Here is a 20,827-nt window from a genome sequence, read left to right as displayed (position 1 = left end):
ATCCCGATAGTATAAGTGTTATAAGTTTGGAATTCAGAATTTTACATTGTTGAATTCAAATCGAATAAATATGATACTGAATGCGAAAACGGGATTTAAAAAAAATATAGTTGATATTATCTGTCTTTTATATATACTACTTTTTGTTTATGCGTCAGTAAGCAAGTTGCTTCAAATTGAACACTTCCGCATTCAAATAGCAAAATCGCCTCTATTAAGCGCTTTTGCTGATATGGTCGCATGGAGTGTACCGATTAGCGAAATTGTCATATCGTTATTACTAACGATGCCAAAGTCACGCCGCGCAGGATTATGGCTAGGAATGGGGATGATGAGTATGTTCACAACATATATTTTTATAATTCTCAATTTCAGCTCTTATATACCTTGCTCATGTGGTGGAATTCTGGAAAAGATGGGATGGAAAGAACATCTTATTTTCAATCTAGCATTTGTTTTTTTGGCAGCTATAGCATTGTGGTTCTCTTACAATGAAAGTAAACAAAGATTTATAAAATTTTTAGTTTTGGCTGGTTCAAATTTTGCGCTCTGTTCCTTATTAGTGTTAGTGTTATTTTTATTATCAGAAGAAAAAGTTCATCGTAATAATGCCTTTTTAAGACGTTATCCCCACCACCCAGCTATAAAAGGCAAGAGTATCGAACTGAAATATAATTCTTATTACATAGCAGGCTTCAATGGAAAAACAATTTTCCTAGGAAACAGTTCGGCCCCGTTACACCTTTTGGAAATTGATACTTCTATGCAAATTGTTAAAACAGTGTCTATCAATTTTAAGAATTCTAAGAAATATAAGTTTTCTAATCCGCAAATTCGAATTGAAGGATCTAAATTCTTTCTTTATGATGGAACGGTTCCAGTCATTTATCAAGGTAAAACTACGGATTGGCAAGTCAATGGGGAAGTAACCAGCAAAATTTCCTTTTCGGAATTGATACCTACTGATAATGGATTTGGTTTTCGACAATTACATAAGAAAAAAAACTTAAATATACTGGGGATATTGCAAAACGGCAATCCCATGAAGGTTTCGCTAGCAGAGATTCTTACCCGTCAAACGGATGGGATATTTGATACAGACGGGATGCTTATATACAATGCCCAATTGAATAAGCTAATTTACAATTATTACTATCGGAACACTTTTGTGGTTGCAGATGCAAAAAATCTCCAATCCAATTTCCAAGGTAAAACTATTGATACTGTTTCATGGGCGAATATAAAAATAGCGAAAGAAGATTCGTCAAGAGTACATAGTATGATTGGACAGCCTCCTCTCATACAGAAATGGAATAGCACTTGGGGAAAGTACCTTTTTGTCAGCTCTGAAAGGCTGGGTAAGTACGAGTCAGAAGAAGCTCTCAAAAACGCTACTATAGTTGATGTGTACAATTTAAGAGATAGAAGCTACGAGTTCAGTTTTTACCTATATAATCATGAAAAGGAAAAGATTATAAAGTTTAAGGTATGTGGTGATCTGCTTGTTGGACTTACTAATCACTATGTAGTGCTTTATAAACTTGATGATACAACTTTTGAATTCAAATAAGATAAGAAATACCGGGCCGGTTGCCAGGGGATGGTCGAAAACCTGTGATAGAGTAGACCGTAACTTAATAATTTTAAATTATGAAAACTACATTTTTTAAACATTCGCTTCCTGTTTTTGCCATTCTTCTTGCGATTGGCGGTGCTTTTGCTTTCCAAAAGCCAGCACATAAGGAATTACTGCCAGAGGCAGGTTGGATTAATTTGCCAGGTAATCCATGTGCTGTAGAAACACAATGTAATACTGATGATGGACCTGCTTGCATGCTGTTTTATAATGGACAGAACAGACAGGCATTCGGCAAGAACTCTATTACTGGTGAATGTACTGAAGTGCTTTCAAGACCAGTAAATTAAGAAAAGGTGTCCTACGGGACACCTTTCGTTTTTTAATCATACCAAGTAGGAGATGGATTTCCGATGAGTTGATAGTCAAACCATTGCATAATTTTTAATCCCAAATCTTCCTGAGCTCCTGCGTCTGATAACACATGATCTTGTTTCGGATATTTAAGTAAAACTGTAGTTTTGCCTAAACGACGTAGAGCCAAGAACATACTGGTGCTTTGGTCGGGATTTACCACACCATCCTCATCTCCTGTCCAAAGTAATAACGGTGTTTTAATTTTGTATGCACTAAGTATGGGAGAATTATCCTGAAAACCTTTTTGATAGAAAGCAAATCTTAATCGTTGTTGTCCATTCTCGAATTTCTTCTTTCGTTCTCGTCCATTATTGTCAACGCTAAGGTAATGTGATGTCAAATCCATGACACCTGCTCCGGAAACTGCTACTTTAAACCTATCACATTGGGTTAAGATTGCCACGGTTTCAAACCCTCCGAATGAGTGACCGATCAATCCCAGGCGATTTATGTCTATGTTTGCCACTGATGATGTTTTTTCTATGGCTTGATTCACACTAAACAACGCTGATTTGCCAATTTCATTAAGCTGGTAATTGATATCAGGGCATAATACGAAATAACCATTACGTACATATTGAGCTGGATTGAAGCCGATTTTTCCAGATGATTTGACTGGCATATATTCGTGTGCCATATAACTATAACGTTCATATATAAAAACAATCATAGGATATTTGATAGCAGGATTATAAGCAGTGGGGTAGAAAAGCGCTCCCTTAAGATTCTCGTCTCGTAAACCCTTATAAGAAATAATCTTAACTTTTTGTGGTTCGTTGCCATTTTTTGATGTCTTGATTACTTTCAGTGACTTATGCTTACTAACGACGATTTGTGGTGGGATGTTATAGGAAGAACGTACGTATGTTATTCTGTCACCTAGCTTGGCTTTTTGGATTCCATAAGTCTCGTGGAAGGAGGTAGGCCATTCATACAGTCCTCCCTTAGGGGTCCAGAGGGCAATTCCAGATTCCATCGTGTTTAGATTTTTTGTCAGTAACGCTAAATCTTTTCCTGCATAGATTTCTCCCGCCATACTATTTAGCTTACCGTTTGGTTCCCAATCGGTTTTGGGATTTCTGACACGATAAACTGTGTTTTTTTCACGGCCATGTGTGATACGTATCGGTAGTTTGCCTTTAGCTATTAACCAAATATCAAATTCATCATAAACGATGGCTTGGCTTCCCTGAGCAAACCAACCCGCCATCCCACATGCTTTGGCTATGCCGGGTCTGTCATTATTAGTGTCATAAAATATAGATGGAATATTACAAGTCAGACAAAAGCTTTTTTCGGTTTCAAAATCGTACGAATACCAATTCTTGTCCTTGAACCATACTATTTTATCTTCGCGTGATATAAGGATTTGATCACGCTCATAAACAGCGTCCTTAACTAATAATTTTTTATTACCCGTTTCTAGATTCATCAAAGTTAGATCGGCTTTGTCGCTTTCGTGAATTACAGAGGGATCTTCTACTTTTTGGGTCATTAAAACGGCATATTTTTCTTCTGCCGTCAGAATTGATAAAGGATAATCAGGGGTTTCGACTGAAATGAGTTTATCGTTATCTGGCAGCCACATTTGCCACAAAGGAACTGGTTTAGGATGAGGTACTAAGGGAAGTTTTCTCATTTCGCCTGTCCAGACTAAAGGATCATTAGTATTACTGTTTTGATTATTAGTTTCTACTGTATCGAAGAAAACCTGATTACCGTCATTTGATATAAAAAGTCTGGAGCCGGGAATAGAGAAGTTCCCTGAAATACTTTTCAAGGCTGAGATTTCGAAAACCTTATGATTATTATTTTTGAGGTTGAAATAATGAACGAGATTACCTGAGTTGTGTTTTTCGAAAAACGCAAATGCCGAGCTGGATTGCGACCAGACCAGACCAGAAATTTTATTCGTTACTGAAAGCAGCATTGTCCGTTTAGGTACTTTCGTTGAAAGATCTAATAGCGAAATTTCATTTGTTTCTTTGCCGCTAATAATAGCTATTGTCGTTTCTTTTTTATTAGGATAGAAAGACAAACAGCCCTCAAACGTATAGATCTTCCCTCTAGGCAGTTCGTGTATTGCCATTTTTCCATATCCGAAAGACAATAATTTCTTCCCTGTCAAAAAGCGATAGTTAGTGATAGAAGGAATGATATGCTTTTTTGCACTGATCAAATCGAAAACATATAGGGAATCCGACTTTGTGCAGGCCATCCATTTATCCTCATGGGAGAAAGATTCATTAGAAGCTTCTGGAAAGGAATAGCGAATGTTTGTATCTGTATTCTCAACAAACAATGTATCTATTTTACCGTACGATAAGGTATAAGTAATCCATGAACCATTTGATGCAATTTTTCCCTGATATAGTGATGGTTCAATTGCTTGTCCATGAACAGCCAAGGTAAAACCTGCTGAGAAAATGACGGATATTAAATAGATTATAACTTTCATAATGCTTTTTTGTGTGCTTACTGGAGATAAAACCTATTAGGACTAGTTTTATCTCTAATTTGCAATTGTTAATAACCTTGATTTTGAGGCAGTAAATTGGGATTGAGCAATAGTTCACGCTCGGGAACTGGCAACAGTTCATCCGAACTTTCCCAGCCGGACTTAATAGCATTTAGAATTGCGTCGGCAGTTCCGAACCTTTTCAAGTCAAAAAATCGGTGTCCATTTTCAGTAAATAGTTCAACCTGTCTTTCGTGTAAAATGACTTTTAATACCTGATTTTGATCAGTAACCGTGACAGGAAGAAGGCCAGCACGGCTGCGTATAGGGGTAAGAATTGTAACAGCTTGGTTAAGGTTACCTAGTCTTGCCTGTGCTTCTGCGAGTATTAAAAGCATTTCCTCAATGCGTAACTGTATTGAATATTCCTGAGATGTTCCCGAATTGTTATTAATTTTATATTTATAGGCATAGCGCCACGTTCCTCCTGAGTTGCTCCGTGTAGCCGTCCAATTGGCAAGCCTTGTATCATTAGGCTCGAAAGCAGCAATAAGTTGGGGACTTAAGGCACGAAGTGGAGAACTTGCAGTGATAAAGGTTTGTGCTTCAAGGGTGTTTGCGCCTGCAATAGCAGGCATCAACTGCCAAAGCGTACCTGAACTATTTCGTAGAAAAACGCTGCTAGGAGTTGTTACAAATTTGTACAGCGGATTATCAATTACCTCCTGTGCGGATTGCGAAGCTAATTCCCATTGTTCAGAATACAAGGCAATCCTCGCTTTAAGTGCAGTAGCGACGCTTTTATTTGCACGTAACCTATAGCTGTCTGTATAAGTTTCAGGGAGGAGCTTGCGCGCATTTTCCAGATCTGCCAGCAACAAGGTATATAAACTAGTTCTATCCGTCCGTGGCAGCGAGCTATTAATAGTATAGTCAGTTTGGGTAACGTAAGGAATACCGCCATAAAGCTGTGTCAGATAAAAATGGATGTAACTTCTTAAGAAAATTGCTTCTCCTATTAAAGGGTCTTTATCGGTCTTCTTCACATTAACAGATTTTTCCAGACCTTCGATGATGGCATTTGCAGCGTAAATTAGATTGTAGCTATTATTCCATATTGTCAAATTGGTTGTATTAGACGGTAACACGTTGTTTTGGGCAAATGCCTGTTCAATAGCACTGCTTCCATTATATTGCAGCTCATCAGCGTAACTGGCCATGAGGTTGGAAATGCCTGAAGAAGAACCCGTAACAAGTGTATTACTTTGCAGCCTACTATAGATATTTACCACGGCAGCATTAGCGGTCGAGACGTCCTCAAATACAGTTACCCCGGGAAGTTGGGATGGGGGGACATCGGACTCCACAAAATTTTCACACGAGGTAAGGAGTATAAGTGAAAAAAATAAGTTGATCAGCTCAAATTGCATGGGCATAAGTTTTATTTTATTATCCATATTATTTTATTTAAGGTTGAAAATTAAGTTGTACACCAATAGAGAGCACACGAAGTGGAGGTAGTCCGCCTTGTGTCTGATTCTCGGGATCCGGACCTTGGTATTTGGTAAAAGTGAATAGATTCTGCGCTTGGAAGTATAATCTACAGTTTGCGGTCTTTACCCAAGCTTGTGGAAGTGCATAGGAGAGAGACAAGTTTTTAAGACGAATGTAGGAAGCGTCTGTTATTGCCCCGTCACTCATAACAAAGCGGTCGAAGGAAGTCAAAGCGGCTGCATTTGAGCCGGAGGTATACATCTGCACGTTAGCGGTTTGATTTTCCGGTTGCCAAGCATTGCCTGCCTGGACGGACTGATTACCTAGACCACCCGGCACACCGCCTAAATAAGCGTAATTGAAGCCTTTCTGTTTGACGAATTGAAAAAGAAAATCTAGTTGCCAGTTTTTATAGCTGATGCTATTTTGTAGGCCGCCAAAAAATTGAGGCGTAAGGTTAACGGCCTTTTTGCGGTCTTCGGCTATCGTAAGTTGTCCGTCGCCATTAAAGTCTCGGAAGGTATATAGTCCCGTTTCGGCATCAATGCCTGTGTATTGATAAGACATTCTAATATCAAGCGGCTGTCCTATAATGTACTGCGTGGCATAAGTTGATGTTTCAAGTCCAGGAAATTCTAATAGTTGGTTGCGTGCGAAGGTCAGATTGGCTGTAGTATTCCATTTGAAGTTTGCAGTTTGAAAATTAGTAGTGCGCAATTCGAACTCCCATCCGGAATTTTGAACAGTAGCGCCTAAGTTGGCTTGCACTGAGGTAAATCCTGTTGTTCCGGGAAGAGGTATGCCTACAAGCTGATTGGAAGAATGGTTCTGGTACCACGCTGTTGTAAGTAGAAGGCGATCAGAAAAGAATCCAAGTTCGACCGCTGCTTCCAGCTTTTTATTGGTTTCCCAGCTAAAGTCTGAATTATAAAGTCGTATCGGTTGCAATCCTATATATCCTTGATAGTTTACTCCTGTAGGAGCATAATTATCCATAAACTGATAGTCTCCTATTTGGTCGCTGCCCGTAATTCCGTAGCTGGAGCGTATTTTACCAAAACTTAGGAAATGAATATTGTCCTTGACAAAGTTTTCCTTACTAAAAATCCAGACCGCACCCGCCGCTCCGAAATTTGCAAAATTATTGCCAGGTCCAAAACGGCTAGAACCATCTCGACGACCCGTTAGGTTAAGGATGTATTTTCCGGAAAGATTATAATTGATCCGGCCAAATACTGCATTATATCGGTAACGCATCACATCGTATAATGTTACACGGCTGGTAGTGGCAGCTTGCAAATTACCAATAAGTGAATTACTTGCAAAGTTAGCTCCGGTAACTGAAAGTGTCTGAGCATTACGCTCTTGAAAAGTGGTTCCAAGCAGTATTTCAAACGAAGATTCCCCAAAGGATTTTTTCCAGTTTAATTGTGGTTCAACGCTCCAGGATTCTTGTTTGCCATTACTGACTAAAAGAGTAGAGTTGGCGCTTGTGTAATTGTATGCCGGATCGTATATAGTGTGTGGGCTTTGGCGCATTTCTTCCAGGCGGTTCTCAGCATAGCCAAGGGTAGCTTTAACCTCAAAACCATTTCCAATTATATATCCTAAATTGGCTGATGAGGTTAAAGTACGTGTATTGGCAAGATATTTCTGTTCTAGAACAGCCATTGGATTTTCCCAAGTAGAATTTTCCCAATTGAGTTCCCCAGAGGGTGTGTACAGAGCTGGAGCATTGGGCGCCAAGGAGTATGCTTGGACGGTTAGGTTATTGCCAGGAAGGTCGTTGTTGTCGGAAACATAATTGACAGCTAGTAAAGCATTGAAACGTTTATTTTCCGAACGATGGTTTAGGCTTGTATGTACAGAAGATTTGCGGTAGCCAAAATCACCAGGAAAGACTGTTCCTTCTTGATATATTGTACCTTTAATTAGAAATTGGGTGGATTCGTTTCCTCCGGAAGTCCCTACTTCGATATTTTGAATTAAAGAAGTTCCCCCTAGCAATTCTTTTTGCCAATCGGTGTAACGATCCTGATCCCAAGTTCCGTTGAGATCATAAGCCCATTCAGGATAGTTAGTAATACCATCATTAGCAAATGCTTGGCGCCGCATGTTGAGGTATTGAGGTGTCTTCATTAAATCGATGAAGCGTGTAACTCGTCCGGCACCTGTGTATGCATTTGTAGTAAAAGTAGTTTTTCCAGCTTTGCCTTTGCGGGTCGTAATCAATACTACACCGTTGGCGCCGCGTGAACCATAAATTGCGGTCGCATCTGCATCCTTAAGGATCTCTATGCTGTCTATATCAGAAGGATTTATACCATTTAATGCACTCATTCCACCTGCCAGAATACCGGCAGATGCGCTACTGTTAGTGCGATTGTCTGACATAAATGGCATACCGTCTACAATGTATAAGGGATTGTTTCCGTCAGTACGGATGCTGTTACGACCACGTACCTGAATTGTGAATCCTCCGCCCGGTACACCTGTAGTTTGTGTTATATTTACCCCCGCCATTCGCCCTTGTAAGGCTGCTAAAGCATTGCTGACAGGTTGTGTATCAATGTCTTTTGATGTAATTCTTGCAATACTTCCTGTTCTTTCACTTTCTTTTACAGAATAATATCCTGCATTAACTTTCACCTCCTGAAGAGTTGTAGTATCATAAGAGAGTATAATATTCACCACTGAACGTCCCTGAATTGGAACAAGAGCAGTTTTAAAACCGATATAGGAGACTACCAGTGTATCATAATGAGAGGTGGTGAGAAAGAACTGACCGCTGTAATCAGAAATTACTGAATTGTTTTTTTTGTTTTTAATTGCAATAGTTACACCAGGCAGAGGATTAGTACCATCTGTGACAGTACCCTGAACCTTATGTTGTTGGGGTAAAAAATTGTCTTGAGTAGAGTCATTTTTGGCAGACATTGGTGAAAAAGACGCAAGAAAACCTATAAAAATTAGGCAATAACAAGCTCTTCCACCCATTGAAAATGAAAAAATATTCATATTTTTGGGATTGGTTAAATGAAACTTTGGTTTTATTAGCTGTGGTCCTCTAGTCAACCGCCAAGAAGAGTTAGAGGGCCTTTTTTTATTTTATCTTAAAGTTTGAATGTTGAACTTTCAATTTTAGCTTCAAGTAGTTTATTTCATAGGCATTTAAGTTTAAAGGTTAATGATTGAGAAGCCACACCGCTTTGCCATGTTGCAGCCAGGTTTGGGCAGTGTGTTTCTCAACTAACTAATTCAAAATTTGTTGGTTATTGCGAGACTTAAAATATAAAACGTAGCTATGAGTTAAAGCAGAGTAATTTCAGAATTATAGCCATAAAAAAAAGGCATGGAACTCAGCTTATCGAACAGAGGTACTGGTATACCCACACAACAATAAGTGAGCCCACGCCTAGGTCGTGAGCATCAAACTTATCCTCTCGTGTGTTAAAAAATTACCAGTTTTCTGTCCGAGATTCAAAGCAATGCCTCAAATATTTTAAATGAAGAATCGCAAAATTACATTAAAAATTCATGTAATTAATAATACAAATATATAAAATTTCATTTACACATGTGTAATTGTGGTCGTATTTTTTTATTACTCAATTTGTTAGTATGAGAAAGCAGATAAAAATTGAAGAGCTAACAAAAGCAATTACTACTGTAATTACAAAACTTTATACTGATCGCGGTAAAGCCATTTTAGCTGAAAATAACGACTATTATGCTGAGATAGGAAAGAATTTGGGCTTGGAAAGGTATGCATCAAGTGACCACAATGTTACTTGTAGTAAGTTATTTGCAATCTGTGATTATTTGGAAATTTCTTTGTCCGATTTTTTTAAATTAGTTGAAGAGGAAGATAATAATTTAAAATTTAGTAAAAAAAATAAAGGTAATCTAGTGAAAAAGGGTTACGGACTAGAAAAATAAAAAAAGATGCTTCGGCATCTTTTTTTTATTCTCAATGAAAAATAAAAACAGGTATTTATACGGTAACCATTTCATTATAAAAGGAATTATTTTGCAACGGTTAATGATACAGATTATGGAAAACCGTAAAAGAAAACAAGATTGGTTTTGTATGTTTGATCTTAAAATTTAAACAATTGCTTAAGCCAACCAAATTACAGTTTATTAAAGATATTTATGGCTATTACAAATAAGTTATACGTAGGTTTAGCTTAGTTAAAATCAAATCATATGAAAATATATAATGCTGATTTTAAATTAATACGTTTAGATTTCAACATCGAGATTCTAAAAACAAAACCTTTACTGGAATCTAATCCTGAAATAGTTTTAGAATTATTCAAGGCTTCTGATGGGATGAAAGATGCATGCAGATTTGGCTTTAGGATCGCGTCACATTTTTTAGAAAAAAATTCTAAAAAAGAAGCTGTTGGTTATCTGTCGGAATATTTTTCTGATTTTGTAATTGAAAATAAAACTAAAGATATTACGGACCTTAAAAGATTTGTCGAAAACGCATTTCTTAATCACGAAATTCAATTCCAAGAAAATAAGCCTGCAGAAGTTATAATGGATAATTTAATTTTAAATCCAAATATTGAAGGCTTTACCAAGGATGTTTTTTCCCATCTAAAAAAGCATGGATATTACTCTGAATAATTATTGGTCTCCTAAGTGATGTGGAAGCGAAATTGAAAATTTAAATAAAAAAGGCTGAAGGCACAGTAGTTACTAAGCAAATTTTACATCTGTCGTAATAGAAAGTTGTTCTCTATTTTAATGATTAAGCATTATCCAACTTGCTTCGAAATACTTTATACAAATTTTGTAATAAATTCAATCTTTTAAGAACTGAATGTTTGCAAATAATTAATGATATTTTGATAGAAGCAAAGTTACAACTGATTGAATCCGATTTAATTAAGCTTTAAAGAGGTAAAATATAACAGCACATAAATGTCGAAAAAAAATGGCACACGAATATAAGAATGAAGTCGAAGAAATAATTGCCAATACAGATTTTATCGATAATCAAATATTTGATATAAATTTATCTCCATATGTAGATGAATTTAGAAACACATTTGATTTTTATCGTGATACTTTATCAGGTGCAATCAAATACGGTGTTGAGTCGAGTTATATCTTTTATTATAATGACCGCGTACCAAATGCAAAAGCCGGCATTTCAAAGGGTTATGGAATAATTTTATTTAATGCAGGCCTACTGATATCTCTAATACAAAATTTGCTAGATAAAAAAGAAATTGATGATGTTTTTAAAAATAAATATCCTGAGTTTCATAAGTTTTTGGATAATCCGGGAAATGATTTAGTTTATCAAGCGGCTCAACACTTTACTTTCTACCATGAATTGGGGCATTTAATACAGCAATCAAAGGATTTAAGTACTTATCTTGCAGAGAGACCAACACAACCAGAAGTATTTGATTTTACTAGGCATAAACTGGAGATCGATGCAGACAGTTTTAGCGCAATTGCTATTGCGGCCCATGTTCATCAATATGTATTTAAAATTTCTGGAGAAGAATTGAACGCTGAAAAAATAGAATCAATTATAGAGATTTTTTGTTCAGGTGTTTTGCTCTATTTTTTAACATTCGATTCATTTAAAGATGAAATGTATTATGAGGAAGGAACACATCCGCATCCGATTTTAAGAATCTTAAACGTAATTATGATTATTACTCAATATTTTAGAGAAAGTCCCCTAATTACAAATAAAGGTATTTTTATCAATCATTTCAAAATTATGAACCAAACTTTAAGTTTAGGTTCAGAACTTGAAGAAAAATGTTTAGGAACGGCGAAATCACAAACTTTTTTAGAAACTCTCAAAAAAGAAAGAAAAGAAATTATAGAATACTATAAAAAAATCAGAAGCTGTATTCCAAAAGACTATGTCTTGGCAGAGTATAAATGGAATGAGACAGTCAAAAAATAGATGATTTGCATAATAAATACTTCGGGAAATTACTGAACTTTGATTCTCTGGATATTGATTTGACAAATGAATTTGTATAATCAGCTTGTACCGTTCGCTTTTATTGGCAACTGATAAGGTTTTACAACGAGTACGATTTAGAATTAAAAACGATGAGAATAAATAAACTTCGAATGACAAATCAATAAAAGAAAATCTTCAAGGTTATATTCTCAATTGTGAAAAACTGAAAATAATTGAGTTTGTCATTTTTAAACTTTTAGATTAATGTTCAATATATTGGCATTTTTAAAAAAAAATTGCCAAAGTTTTGTGGAATAGATAGTATTTAGTTATCTTTGATCTTGCTAAAAAATAATATGAAAAATACAGAGCTAGCTTTTGCAATTAAAGAAAATTTTTCTAAACAAAAAGCAATTACATCTAAAGAATTAGGTCTGTTTCTTTTGAACCTATTCCCAGATTTGTCTACTAATACAATTTCATGGAAAATTAATCAGCTAAAAAATGACAATCTTATCTATCAATCAGGTCGAGGTTTGTACACTTTTGATTTTAAACCAGAATTTACTGCAGAAGCAAGTTTGAAAACAAAGCGGATTTATAATAAAACTAAATCACTTGTTTCATCGGAATTAGTTGTTTGGGATACAGAAATGCTTGATTTAATTATTAACAAGGAGAATGATAAAAGAACAGTTTTTTTGTTAGTGCAAAAAGAAGGACTTAATGACTTATTTAATCAAATGCAGTTATTTAGCAAGCCAACCTTTTTAGAGCCTAATCATGAAATTATCCAACGCTATATTCTTCCACAAAGTGATGTGATATTATTGTATCCTTTAATTTCTGAAACTCCAATACAAAATAATGGAGATTATATATTGCCTACCATTGAAGGTGTTTTGGTCAATGCCTGGCTACTTTCTGAAAATTATCTAAAATATTTAGATTACTCCATTGAGGAAATTTTTAAAAATGCTTTTAAAAAATACAATGTAAATAAAAATAAGCTTCTCAGGTATGCTGCGAGAAGAGACCAACGAAAAGAAATTGAACAACTTATACAAAATATAAATAATGACTAATGAGACTAATACCCAAGATGAAATAATTTTAGACGATAATCAGGTTCTTTGCTTGCTGACTTTTGAAGCAAAGAAAGCCACTAGCGCAGAAGTTAATCTTCAGTCGGTTGTTCGCATGCTTAATGAGGAGTATGGTTTTGATTTGGATGATATGGAACGTGACTTCAAAATTGAGTTTGTTGACCCAGATACAGGAAAAGCTAAAAAACAGAAAGTTGAATTAGTTGTTTTTGAAAAGGGTAAAATCCATATACAAAGTAACATAATCAGAATTTGTGTGGTTCAAGATGATAAAATAAAAGAAACTGACAGCAAAAAGGGGTTAACTGTAACCCTTGAAAATGCAATGGCGTCTGTGGAAAGCTGTCACTTCGGATTGTGGGCAAATGGTTCTAGTTATCATTTTTTACAAAAAGAAGATGATGCAATAAGTTACGATTTTATATTTACTGACTTGTCTGATTTTCCTGGTGAAGGAGAAACATTAGCAGATATTGATAGAGCTGATCGATCTTATAGTAGAATACCTGCAAATGACTCATTGATAAAGGTTTTTAAAAGAGCTCATGATTATATTTACGGAAATGAAGGACGAAAAAAAGATGCTTTTTGGCAATTGCTAAACCTCATTTTCTGTAAACTTTATGATGAAAAGCGAAGATTTATTGAGATTGATATTAGTTATAGAAGAGAGTTTTGGGTTGGTGTTAAAGAACAAAATACAGAAGCTGGAAGAAAAGCTGTTGCTGATAGAATTAAAGCTATCTTTCAAAAGTTAAAAGATAACTCCATGTTTTCGGAAGTTTTTACGGGAAATGAGGGAATCGAATTGACAGATAAAGGAGTGGCGTTTATAGCTGGTGAACTTGCAAAATATTCTTTCTTGAATGCCTCTATTGACGTGAAAGGAATGGCATATGAAACTATTGTAAGTAACACCTTAAAACAAGAGGCGGGACAATTTTTCACCCCTAGAAACATTGTAAAGGCGATGGTTGAAATGCTTGATCCAACTGAAAAACATCGTGTTCTAGATCCAGCGTGTGGTTCAGGTGGATTTATTGTTATGGTACTTGACCATGTGCGAAAACAAATCGCCCAAGAATTATATCCTGATTTAAATGGACCTCTTTTGACAGCTAAATATAACTCTTTTGAGGTTAATGAACGTGTAAAAGAATATGCAGAAAATAGCATTTTTGGTTTTGATTTCGATCCTGATTTAAAAAAAGCAGCAAGGATGAATATGGTCATGGCTGGTGACGGTCATGCTAATGTTTTTCATGTTAATTCACTTGCTTACCCGAAATGGGATCATCCTGAAGAGATTACGAAAATTGAAACTGCTATAAACCGAAGTCTCACCGTTATGGGAGATGTTGAAGACCGATATTTTAATGATGCCCGTGGCACTTTTGATGTGATTTTTACTAACCCGCCCTTTGGGGCTAAAGTAAAAGTAGAAAAAGAAGTAGCTGAACGCTATGAACTTTCTAAATACAGTGATGCACCAGAAGTACTATTTATTGAAGCTTGTTATACTTTTTTAAAACCTGGTGGACGAATGGCTATTGTATTGCCTGATGGTATTTTAGGAAATCCTAATATGTTAAAGGTAAGAGGTTGGATATTAGAAAAGTTTAAAATTTTAGCTTCTGTTGATTTGGCAGTAGAAGCTTTTTTACCTCAAGTTGGTGTACAAGCTTCTTTGCTTTTCTTAGAAAAGAAAACTGAATTAGAAAAACAATTAGCTCAAGATAGTTTGGAAGATTATGAAGTATTTATGGCTATTGCTGAAAAACTAGGTAAAGACCGTAGAGGGAATCCAATTTATCTTAGAGACGAAGACGGTGCAGAATTGCTTTTTGAAAATATAACCGAGTACTTCTTGACAAGAAAAGACGGCACAAATCATGTAAAAAGCAGGAAAGAAAAAATTAAGAAATTAGATGATGATTTACCAAAAATATCTAAAGCTTATCTTCAATTTGTTAACTCTTAAAATCAGATGAAAATATTAAACATTAAAAATAGTTGGTTTTCAGAAAGCGATTTGAGACTTGATGCATCTTTTCATTTAAGTGATGGTCCAGTAACTAAAATTAAACTGAAGAAATGCCCTTATGAATTGACTATATTATCTAAAGAAAGTGAAAGAATTTTTTCAGGCAATATATTCAAAAGAGCATATGTTAAAGACGAAGATCACGGATGGCCGTATTTAACTGGTTCAGACATGATAAAATCAGACATTAACAGTAGGAAGTACATTTCCAAAAAACTCACTAATAAAGCACAGACGTTAAAAATTCAAAAAGATTGGATCTTGATTACTTGTTCAGGTACTATAGGTAATACTGTATATACAAATGACGATTTTGAAGGAAGAGTTGGAACTCACGATCTAATTAGAGTGATACCAAAAGAAAATACAATAAAAAAAGGTTTCTTATATGCATACTTATCTTCTAAATATGGATACGGATTGTTGACGCAATCTGGATATGGAGGGGTTGTACAGCATATCGAACCTCATCATATAATGAATTTACCAATTCCTATTTTTCCTCAGCATTTACAATTGGAAATTAATGACCTAATTCAATCTGCCTCCCGAAAAAGAGCAGAAGCTAACAAAATACTAAATAATTCCATTTTTTTTGTTTCTGAAAGTTTAAAATTAGATAATAAATACCAAAAGGTTTTATTTGGAACTTCTTCAATTGTAAGTATTACTAATAACTATCAAAAGAGATTAGATTCTCCCGTATATGTAAATGCAGGTGTTAAAACCTACGGGGAATTAATTGACAAAGGAGTTGCATTTAAAACTATATCTAATTTAAAGTTTAAAGTTTTTAGACCAGGTATTTTTAAAAGAATTAAGGTACTAAAGCAGCATGGGTTGCCATATATAAAAGGGTCGGAATTAAACAAAATGAATCCATTCAATTCGTGTGAATACTTGTCAAAGACGAAAACACCATTCCTTAATGAACTTACACTAAAAGAGGGACAGATTTTATTTACATGTGCAGGTACGGTAGGAGATATTAAATTGATTAGTAAAGAATATGAAGAGAAAAAGGCAGTAGGTTCACAAGATATTATTCGTATAGAAAAAGGCAATTCAGAAATTTCAATTGAATATCTTTTTGCATATTTAAAAACAGAATTTATGTATGAATACATTCAATCTCTTAAATATGGATCTGTAATAGAAAGAGTAGAACCATTTCATATAGATTTATTGCCTATTTATGTACCATCAAAAGATGTCTATGAAAAAGTAACGGAATCGGTAAAGAAATATAAGGATTTAATGTACGTAGCTTTTAAAGAAGAAGAAACTGCTATTAACCTCATAGAAAAAGAAATAGAATCATGGCAAAAATCTTAAAACCACCCTATTTTGAGAACGTAGTTAATGCCGGAGAAAAGCGATTATTGGATTTTCTGGAAGTTAATCTTCCTGAAAATTATTTTTTAATTCCTAACGTAGAAATTGCTTCTACCAATCCGCGAAACAACAGAACTCAATATTGGGAATATGACCTTGTTGTTGTAACTCCCCATGCTGTCTTTAACATTGAAAATAAAGACTGGAAAGGTCGCATTGAAGGTGATGATAATTACTGGTATTTGAATGACCGCCAGATGCAAAATCCTTTGAAAACAGGACGTCAAAAAACAGCTATTCTAGCTTCTAAGTTAAAAGAGGAAGACTCTAATTGGGGCAAAGCCTGGATACAAAATATGGTTTCTCTTTCTTACCAGAATTCGTATCAACCAATTATTTCTCGTGAAGCTCAAAAATTGACTTTTGAATTAAATAATAGGTTGGTTGAATTTATTACTGATCCTTATAGTAGTGGACAATTAAAAGATAATATACTTTCAATTCAAAAATCAATAGTTGATTATTTGATTGGCAATCAAAGTAAAAAATCTCCCAATGAAAAACGAGAGGTTGAAGGTTATGAAATTGTTGAAGTATTACAACAGGAACCTAATTTCGTAGAATATTTAGTGAAGCAAAAAGGTATTACTTCTTCAGTTAGAAGAAGGATTAAAGAATATGCACTTCAGGCTAGCGGATTATCAAAAGAAGAACTACAGAAACGAGAAGAACGCATTAAGAATCAATATAATGCTTTGAGTAAAATCAAAGCAAAACCCTTTATCTTAAATGTGGAATTTAGAATTGACGAGGTTAATCATATGTTTTATGAAATTACTGACTTTCTCGAAGAGAATTCTCTTCGTTCAGAAGCCAGACATAAAACATTTACTTTTCCTGAGAAAATTAATATTATTCGAAATGTGATGGTAGCTTTGAAAGAAGCCCATAAAGAAAATATATTTCACAGAGATATTAATCCAGATAATATTTACCTAAGTAGTGGTTATGCCTATTTAGGAAATTTTGGCAAGTCCTATTTTATAGACCATAGTGACGAAGGTTATACCGTGATGCCAACCATCAATGCTAATAATGCCACAGCGTACCATCCGCTAGAATTGACTGTTGGTGATGCCAATCAAGCTTCTGATATTTATTCTTTAGGTGTATTGATTTACTGGTTATTTACGGATATCGAACCGTTTAAAACTCCTTATGAATTAGATAAACTGGGAGGTAAATTAACAGAAGATAAATTGCCTACTAAACTCAATTCTAATTTACCAAAATGGCTGGATGAGGTTTGTTATAAGACTATCCAAACAGACGATACTACCCGTATTGAAAGCGTAGATGCTTTAGAGGAATTTATTCTTCAAGCACTTGAGAGTAATTCAACAGAACATCCGAAACCCATACCGGCTATTGTGGTACCGACAACGCATGACTATGCGGAGCTAAAGGAAGGAGATACTATTGGTACTTATACTATATATGAAACCTTAGGAAAAGGAGGCTATTCAAAAGTTTTTAAAGTAAGGCATCGAATTCAGGATGCTTATTACACTTTAAAATTATTTAATGAAAGTGTTACTTTTTCTTCTGTAAAAGACGAGTATGAAGCTTTAAAAGATTTGAATCATAATAACATTGTAAAGTTTGTTTGGAATGATGAATCTGCAAGCGGACAATTTTTTACTGTAATGGAATATCTTGAAGGAGAAAATCTAAGTAATTACACCCGAACCGATGCCCGATTACCAATACATAGCGTATATGAGGTAGGGAAAGATATATTGTCAGCTTTGGTGGTCATGCAATCTAAAGAGAAGCCATTAATGCACCGAGATATTAAACCTCACAATATTATTTGGGATAATGCTTCGCGATTTGTACTTATAGATTTTAATGTCGCCTCTTCGAGCACCGAAAACAAAGATTTTGTTGGTACTAATCCTTATTTAGCCCCAGATTTAATTTCGGACAACTACAGGGTTAATTGGGATTTATCAGCTGATACTTTTGCTTTGGGGGTTACATTATATGAACTGATTTGTAAAAAATATCCTTGGCATCCAAGCAAAATGCCATTTGCTAGTAAAATACCTAATCATCCAAAAGATATTGAGCCAAGAATTTCTAATGAGTTTGCCGCCTTTTTAATTAAAGCTATTGGTACGAAACGAGAAGAACGATTTGGTTCTGCTCAAGAAATGTACGATGCAGTAATTTTGTTAGAAGACAGATTACTTGATGCTACTCCAAGTGATGAAGATGGTATTAGTGCCCGCAATAAATTATATCATACCCAATTAATTATCTACCAAGGTAGCTCATTCAATTTGAAGTTGTATGATAAAATGAATATGTATGTAGATTTACATGAGGCTGTTGAAAATGCGCTTTTGCGTTTTAAAGGAAAACTCGAAAATTATAAGAGTACTATTGATTTAGAAAATCCTATTAAAATATTATTGAAAGTTGATGACGAAACTATTATCAGTGACATTTTTTGGAAAGGCGGTGCTAAATCATTTACCGCTGGTAATATTGACCGAGTATATGATAGTATTAAACTTCTTTTTGACAACAATAAAGATAAAATTAAAGCTTTTAAAATAAGTGTTGAAGGTGCAAATATTGTTGATTATTTGAATTCATTGTACAGCCAATCTCGTTACGGAAATGCAGGAACTAGGGTCAACTTTAATTCTAGTGAATTTGATGAGCTTACCTATACACCTACAAAGTTGGACAAAAGTTTAATTCCAGCTATCGTTGACGGTCAATATAAATTGTTAATCATAACCGGTAATGCCGGTGATGGCAAGACTGCTTTTATTAAAAAAATTGAGAATGATTCGAATGTAAAAGAAGTCCTTCAGCATACTCATAGGAATGGAGCTAGATTTAAAATTAATGGTATTGCCTTTGAAAGTAACTATGACGGCTCACAGGATGAAGAAAGCAATATTAATAATGATGTTTTAGATACCTTCTTCTCTCCTTTTGAAGGATTAACAAATTATAATCAGTCAAAAGAAGGTAGGATTATTGCAATTAATGAGGGAAGATTGGTTGAGTTTTTAACGACTTCAGTTAAACATTCTAAACTAGCTACTATAATTGAAAATTATTTTTACGAAGAAGGTCACACCAAGTTACCAGAGGGATTAATGATTGTAAATCTAAATTTACGTTCTGTAGTTGCTCAAAATGATGAAAACGGAAGTTTATTCCGTAATCAGGTTAAAGCACTTACTAAAAAAGAGCTTTGGAAACAATGTAATGGTTGTTCTTTGAATAAAGAATGTTTCATAAAATATAATGTAGACAGTTTTAATGATAGCGCGGCCGGAGATACCATTATTTCAAGAATGGAATGGTTGATTAAAACAGTTAGCTTAAAGAGAGAACTTCATGTGACAATGAGGGATATGAGGTCTTTAATAGCTTATACTTTAACGCGTGATTATTCTTGTGAGGATTTAAAATCGTTAGCACAATTAAAAGATAATGAGCCGGAAAAATATTGGCAATATTATTATTTTAATATTACCAATCCTTCAGTACAGGATAGTGCTAATCAAGATCGACTTATTAAATTATTAAGAGAAACCGATATTGGTGAAGTCGCAATACCACATTTGGACAGGGATTTGTTTTTCAGTAAGCATTTGCCTAAAAATTATCTTGAATTTGCAGAAAGAGAAAACTCTTTATTAGAGATGTTTAATGCTAAAAAGCTATATATTCCTGCTCATGAACAAACCTCGGAGGTTATTCAAAAAATTAAAGGTCAACATAAGAGTTTTGTTAGGCATCAATACTTTGAAGGCAAAGCAGAATTAATAGAGACTAACTTTAGAGATGAAACTACATCTAATCTTCTTAAAATGCCATCTTATTTGCTAAGACTGCCATATCATTCTGTATTTACTTTTGTGAATATTCTTAAGAGTTCGAATAATCAAGAATCCATTAAGCAAAGTATTTCGAGAGCAGTTTCTTTAAATGAAGGCTGTAATAACGAAAACCTTGATAAAGATAGTTTGGTTTTATCTTCTTCTGATGTTAGAGACCCAATAGGGCAATCTTTTAAATTGTTTAAATTAAGTGATTTTGAATTGTTTGTTAATAAAACAGAACACTTAGTTAAGTATTTAGAATATGAACCGGACAGTCTTATTTTTAGACATAAGGAAGAAAAACACATTCGATTGACTATTTCTCTTGATTTATACGAAATGTTATATTTCATTCAGCAAGGTTTTAGCCCGTCTCTGAATGATCTAAAAGGTAAATTCATTGAATTAATTGTATTTAAGAATTTACTTGAGAACTTGAGTTACAATGAAATCGTTGTAACCCGAGACGATATTACTTTCTACACAATTAAGAAAGACAGTTCCAATCATATTAATGTAGAACCAGTAACCTTTTAACT

12 protein-coding genes are annotated in these 20,827 nt (G+C 34.7%); 9 read left to right on the top strand and 3 right to left on the bottom strand.

All coding sequences use genetic code 11. The features are described 5' to 3' along the window. The first annotated feature begins 70 nt into the window (after positions 1-70). Both OZP11_RS02465 and OZP11_RS02460 read left to right on the top strand, forming a co-directional pair. Positions 71-1,570, top strand: coding sequence for a MauE/DoxX family redox-associated membrane protein (locus OZP11_RS02465; RefSeq protein ID WP_281233660.1), 1,500 nt, complete (start codon positions 71-73; stop codon positions 1,568-1,570). 80 nt (positions 1,571-1,650) lie between these two features. Then, complete coding sequence (locus OZP11_RS02460) at positions 1,651-1,926, top strand: DUF6520 family protein (protein ID WP_281233659.1); 276 nt, start codon at positions 1,651-1,653, stop codon at positions 1,924-1,926. A gap of 32 nt (positions 1,927-1,958) precedes the next feature. Here the strand turns inward: OZP11_RS02460 and OZP11_RS02455 are convergent, their stop codons facing one another. The 3 genes from OZP11_RS02455 to OZP11_RS02445 form a co-directional block, all read right to left on the bottom strand. Beyond that, entirely contained in the window at positions 1,959-4,451 is a 2,493-nt protein-coding gene (locus OZP11_RS02455; RefSeq protein WP_281233658.1) for an alpha/beta hydrolase family protein, read from the bottom strand. A 68-nt stretch (positions 4,452-4,519) separates the two neighbouring features. Further along, the gene (locus OZP11_RS02450; protein WP_281233657.1) at positions 4,520-5,908 is read right to left on the bottom strand and encodes a RagB/SusD family nutrient uptake outer membrane protein; all 1,389 of its coding nucleotides are present in this window, start codon (positions 5,906-5,908) and stop codon (positions 4,520-4,522) included. 10 nt (positions 5,909-5,918) lie between these two features. Continuing rightward, positions 5,919-8,963, bottom strand: a complete 3,045-nt coding sequence (locus tag OZP11_RS02445) for a SusC/RagA family TonB-linked outer membrane protein (RefSeq protein WP_281233656.1) — start codon at positions 8,961-8,963, stop codon at positions 5,919-5,921. A 603-nt stretch (positions 8,964-9,566) separates the two neighbouring features. Between OZP11_RS02445 and OZP11_RS02440 the strand changes: the two genes are divergently transcribed. From OZP11_RS02440 to mads6, 7 genes are all read left to right on the top strand, one after another. After that, positions 9,567-9,884: a hypothetical protein gene (locus OZP11_RS02440; RefSeq protein WP_281233655.1), complete on the top strand. Its 318-nt coding sequence runs from the start codon at positions 9,567-9,569 to the stop codon at positions 9,882-9,884. Positions 9,885-10,154: 270 nt separating this feature from the next. Beyond that, positions 10,155-10,583, top strand: coding sequence for a hypothetical protein (locus tag OZP11_RS02435; protein ID WP_281233654.1), 429 nt, complete (start codon positions 10,155-10,157; stop codon positions 10,581-10,583). Positions 10,584-10,893: 310 nt separating this feature from the next. After that, positions 10,894-11,889, top strand: a complete 996-nt coding sequence (locus OZP11_RS02430; protein WP_281233653.1) for a BAR domain-containing protein — start codon at positions 10,894-10,896, stop codon at positions 11,887-11,889. A gap of 359 nt (positions 11,890-12,248) precedes the next feature. Further along, positions 12,249-12,977 carry a DUF6577 family protein gene (locus OZP11_RS02425; protein WP_281233652.1) on the top strand — a complete coding sequence of 243 codons (729 nt, stop codon included), beginning with the start codon at positions 12,249-12,251 and terminating at the stop codon, positions 12,975-12,977. Next, a complete protein-coding gene (mads2, locus tag OZP11_RS02420) occupies positions 12,970-14,979 on the top strand; it encodes a methylation-associated defense system DNA methyltransferase MAD2 (protein ID WP_281233651.1) in 2,010 nt (669 codons plus the stop codon). Before OZP11_RS02425 ends, mads2 begins: the two co-directional genes overlap by 8 nt. Before the next feature lie 6 nt (positions 14,980-14,985). Next, positions 14,986-16,377, top strand: coding sequence for a methylation-associated defense system restriction endonuclease subunit S MAD5 (mads5, locus tag OZP11_RS02415; RefSeq protein ID WP_281233650.1), 1,392 nt, complete (start codon positions 14,986-14,988; stop codon positions 16,375-16,377). After that, entirely contained in the window at positions 16,362-20,825 is a 4,464-nt protein-coding gene (mads6, locus tag OZP11_RS02410; RefSeq protein ID WP_281233649.1) for a methylation-associated defense system protein kinase MAD6, read from the top strand. Before mads5 ends, mads6 begins: the two co-directional genes overlap by 16 nt. The last annotated feature ends 2 nt before the right edge of the window (positions 20,826-20,827 follow it).

The sequence above is a fragment of the Flavobacterium gelatinilyticum genome, from assembly GCF_027111295.1.
GTDB classification, from domain to species: Bacteria; Bacteroidota; Bacteroidia; order Flavobacteriales; family Flavobacteriaceae; genus Flavobacterium; species Flavobacterium gelatinilyticum.
This window is presented reverse-complemented; position numbering and strand designations above follow the sequence as displayed.

Excerpts from the sequence above, each read along its gene's own strand:
- OZP11_RS02435 (WP_281233654.1), top strand. The coding sequence starts at position 10,155 with ATGAAAATATATAATGCTGATTTTAAATTAATACGTTTAGATTTCAAC.
- OZP11_RS02450 (WP_281233657.1), bottom strand. The coding sequence starts at position 5,908 with ATGGATAATAAAATAAAACTTATGCCCATGCAATTTGAGCTGATCAAC.
- OZP11_RS02440 (WP_281233655.1), top strand. The coding sequence starts at position 9,567 with ATGAGAAAGCAGATAAAAATTGAAGAGCTAACAAAAGCAATTACTACT.
- mads6 (WP_281233649.1), top strand. The coding sequence starts at position 16,362 with ATGGCAAAAATCTTAAAACCACCCTATTTTGAGAACGTAGTTAATGCC.
- OZP11_RS02455 (WP_281233658.1), bottom strand. The coding sequence starts at position 4,451 with ATGAAAGTTATAATCTATTTAATATCCGTCATTTTCTCAGCAGGTTTT.
- OZP11_RS02465 (WP_281233660.1), top strand. The coding sequence starts at position 71 with ATGATACTGAATGCGAAAACGGGATTTAAAAAAAATATAGTTGATATT.
- mads5 (WP_281233650.1), top strand. The coding sequence starts at position 14,986 with ATGAAAATATTAAACATTAAAAATAGTTGGTTTTCAGAAAGCGATTTG.
- OZP11_RS02460 (WP_281233659.1), top strand. The coding sequence starts at position 1,651 with ATGAAAACTACATTTTTTAAACATTCGCTTCCTGTTTTTGCCATTCTT.
- mads2 (WP_281233651.1), top strand. The coding sequence starts at position 12,970 with ATGACTAATGAGACTAATACCCAAGATGAAATAATTTTAGACGATAAT.
- OZP11_RS02430 (WP_281233653.1), top strand. The coding sequence starts at position 10,894 with ATGGCACACGAATATAAGAATGAAGTCGAAGAAATAATTGCCAATACA.
- OZP11_RS02425 (WP_281233652.1), top strand. The coding sequence starts at position 12,249 with ATGAAAAATACAGAGCTAGCTTTTGCAATTAAAGAAAATTTTTCTAAA.
- OZP11_RS02445 (WP_281233656.1), bottom strand. The coding sequence starts at position 8,963 with ATGAATATTTTTTCATTTTCAATGGGTGGAAGAGCTTGTTATTGCCTA.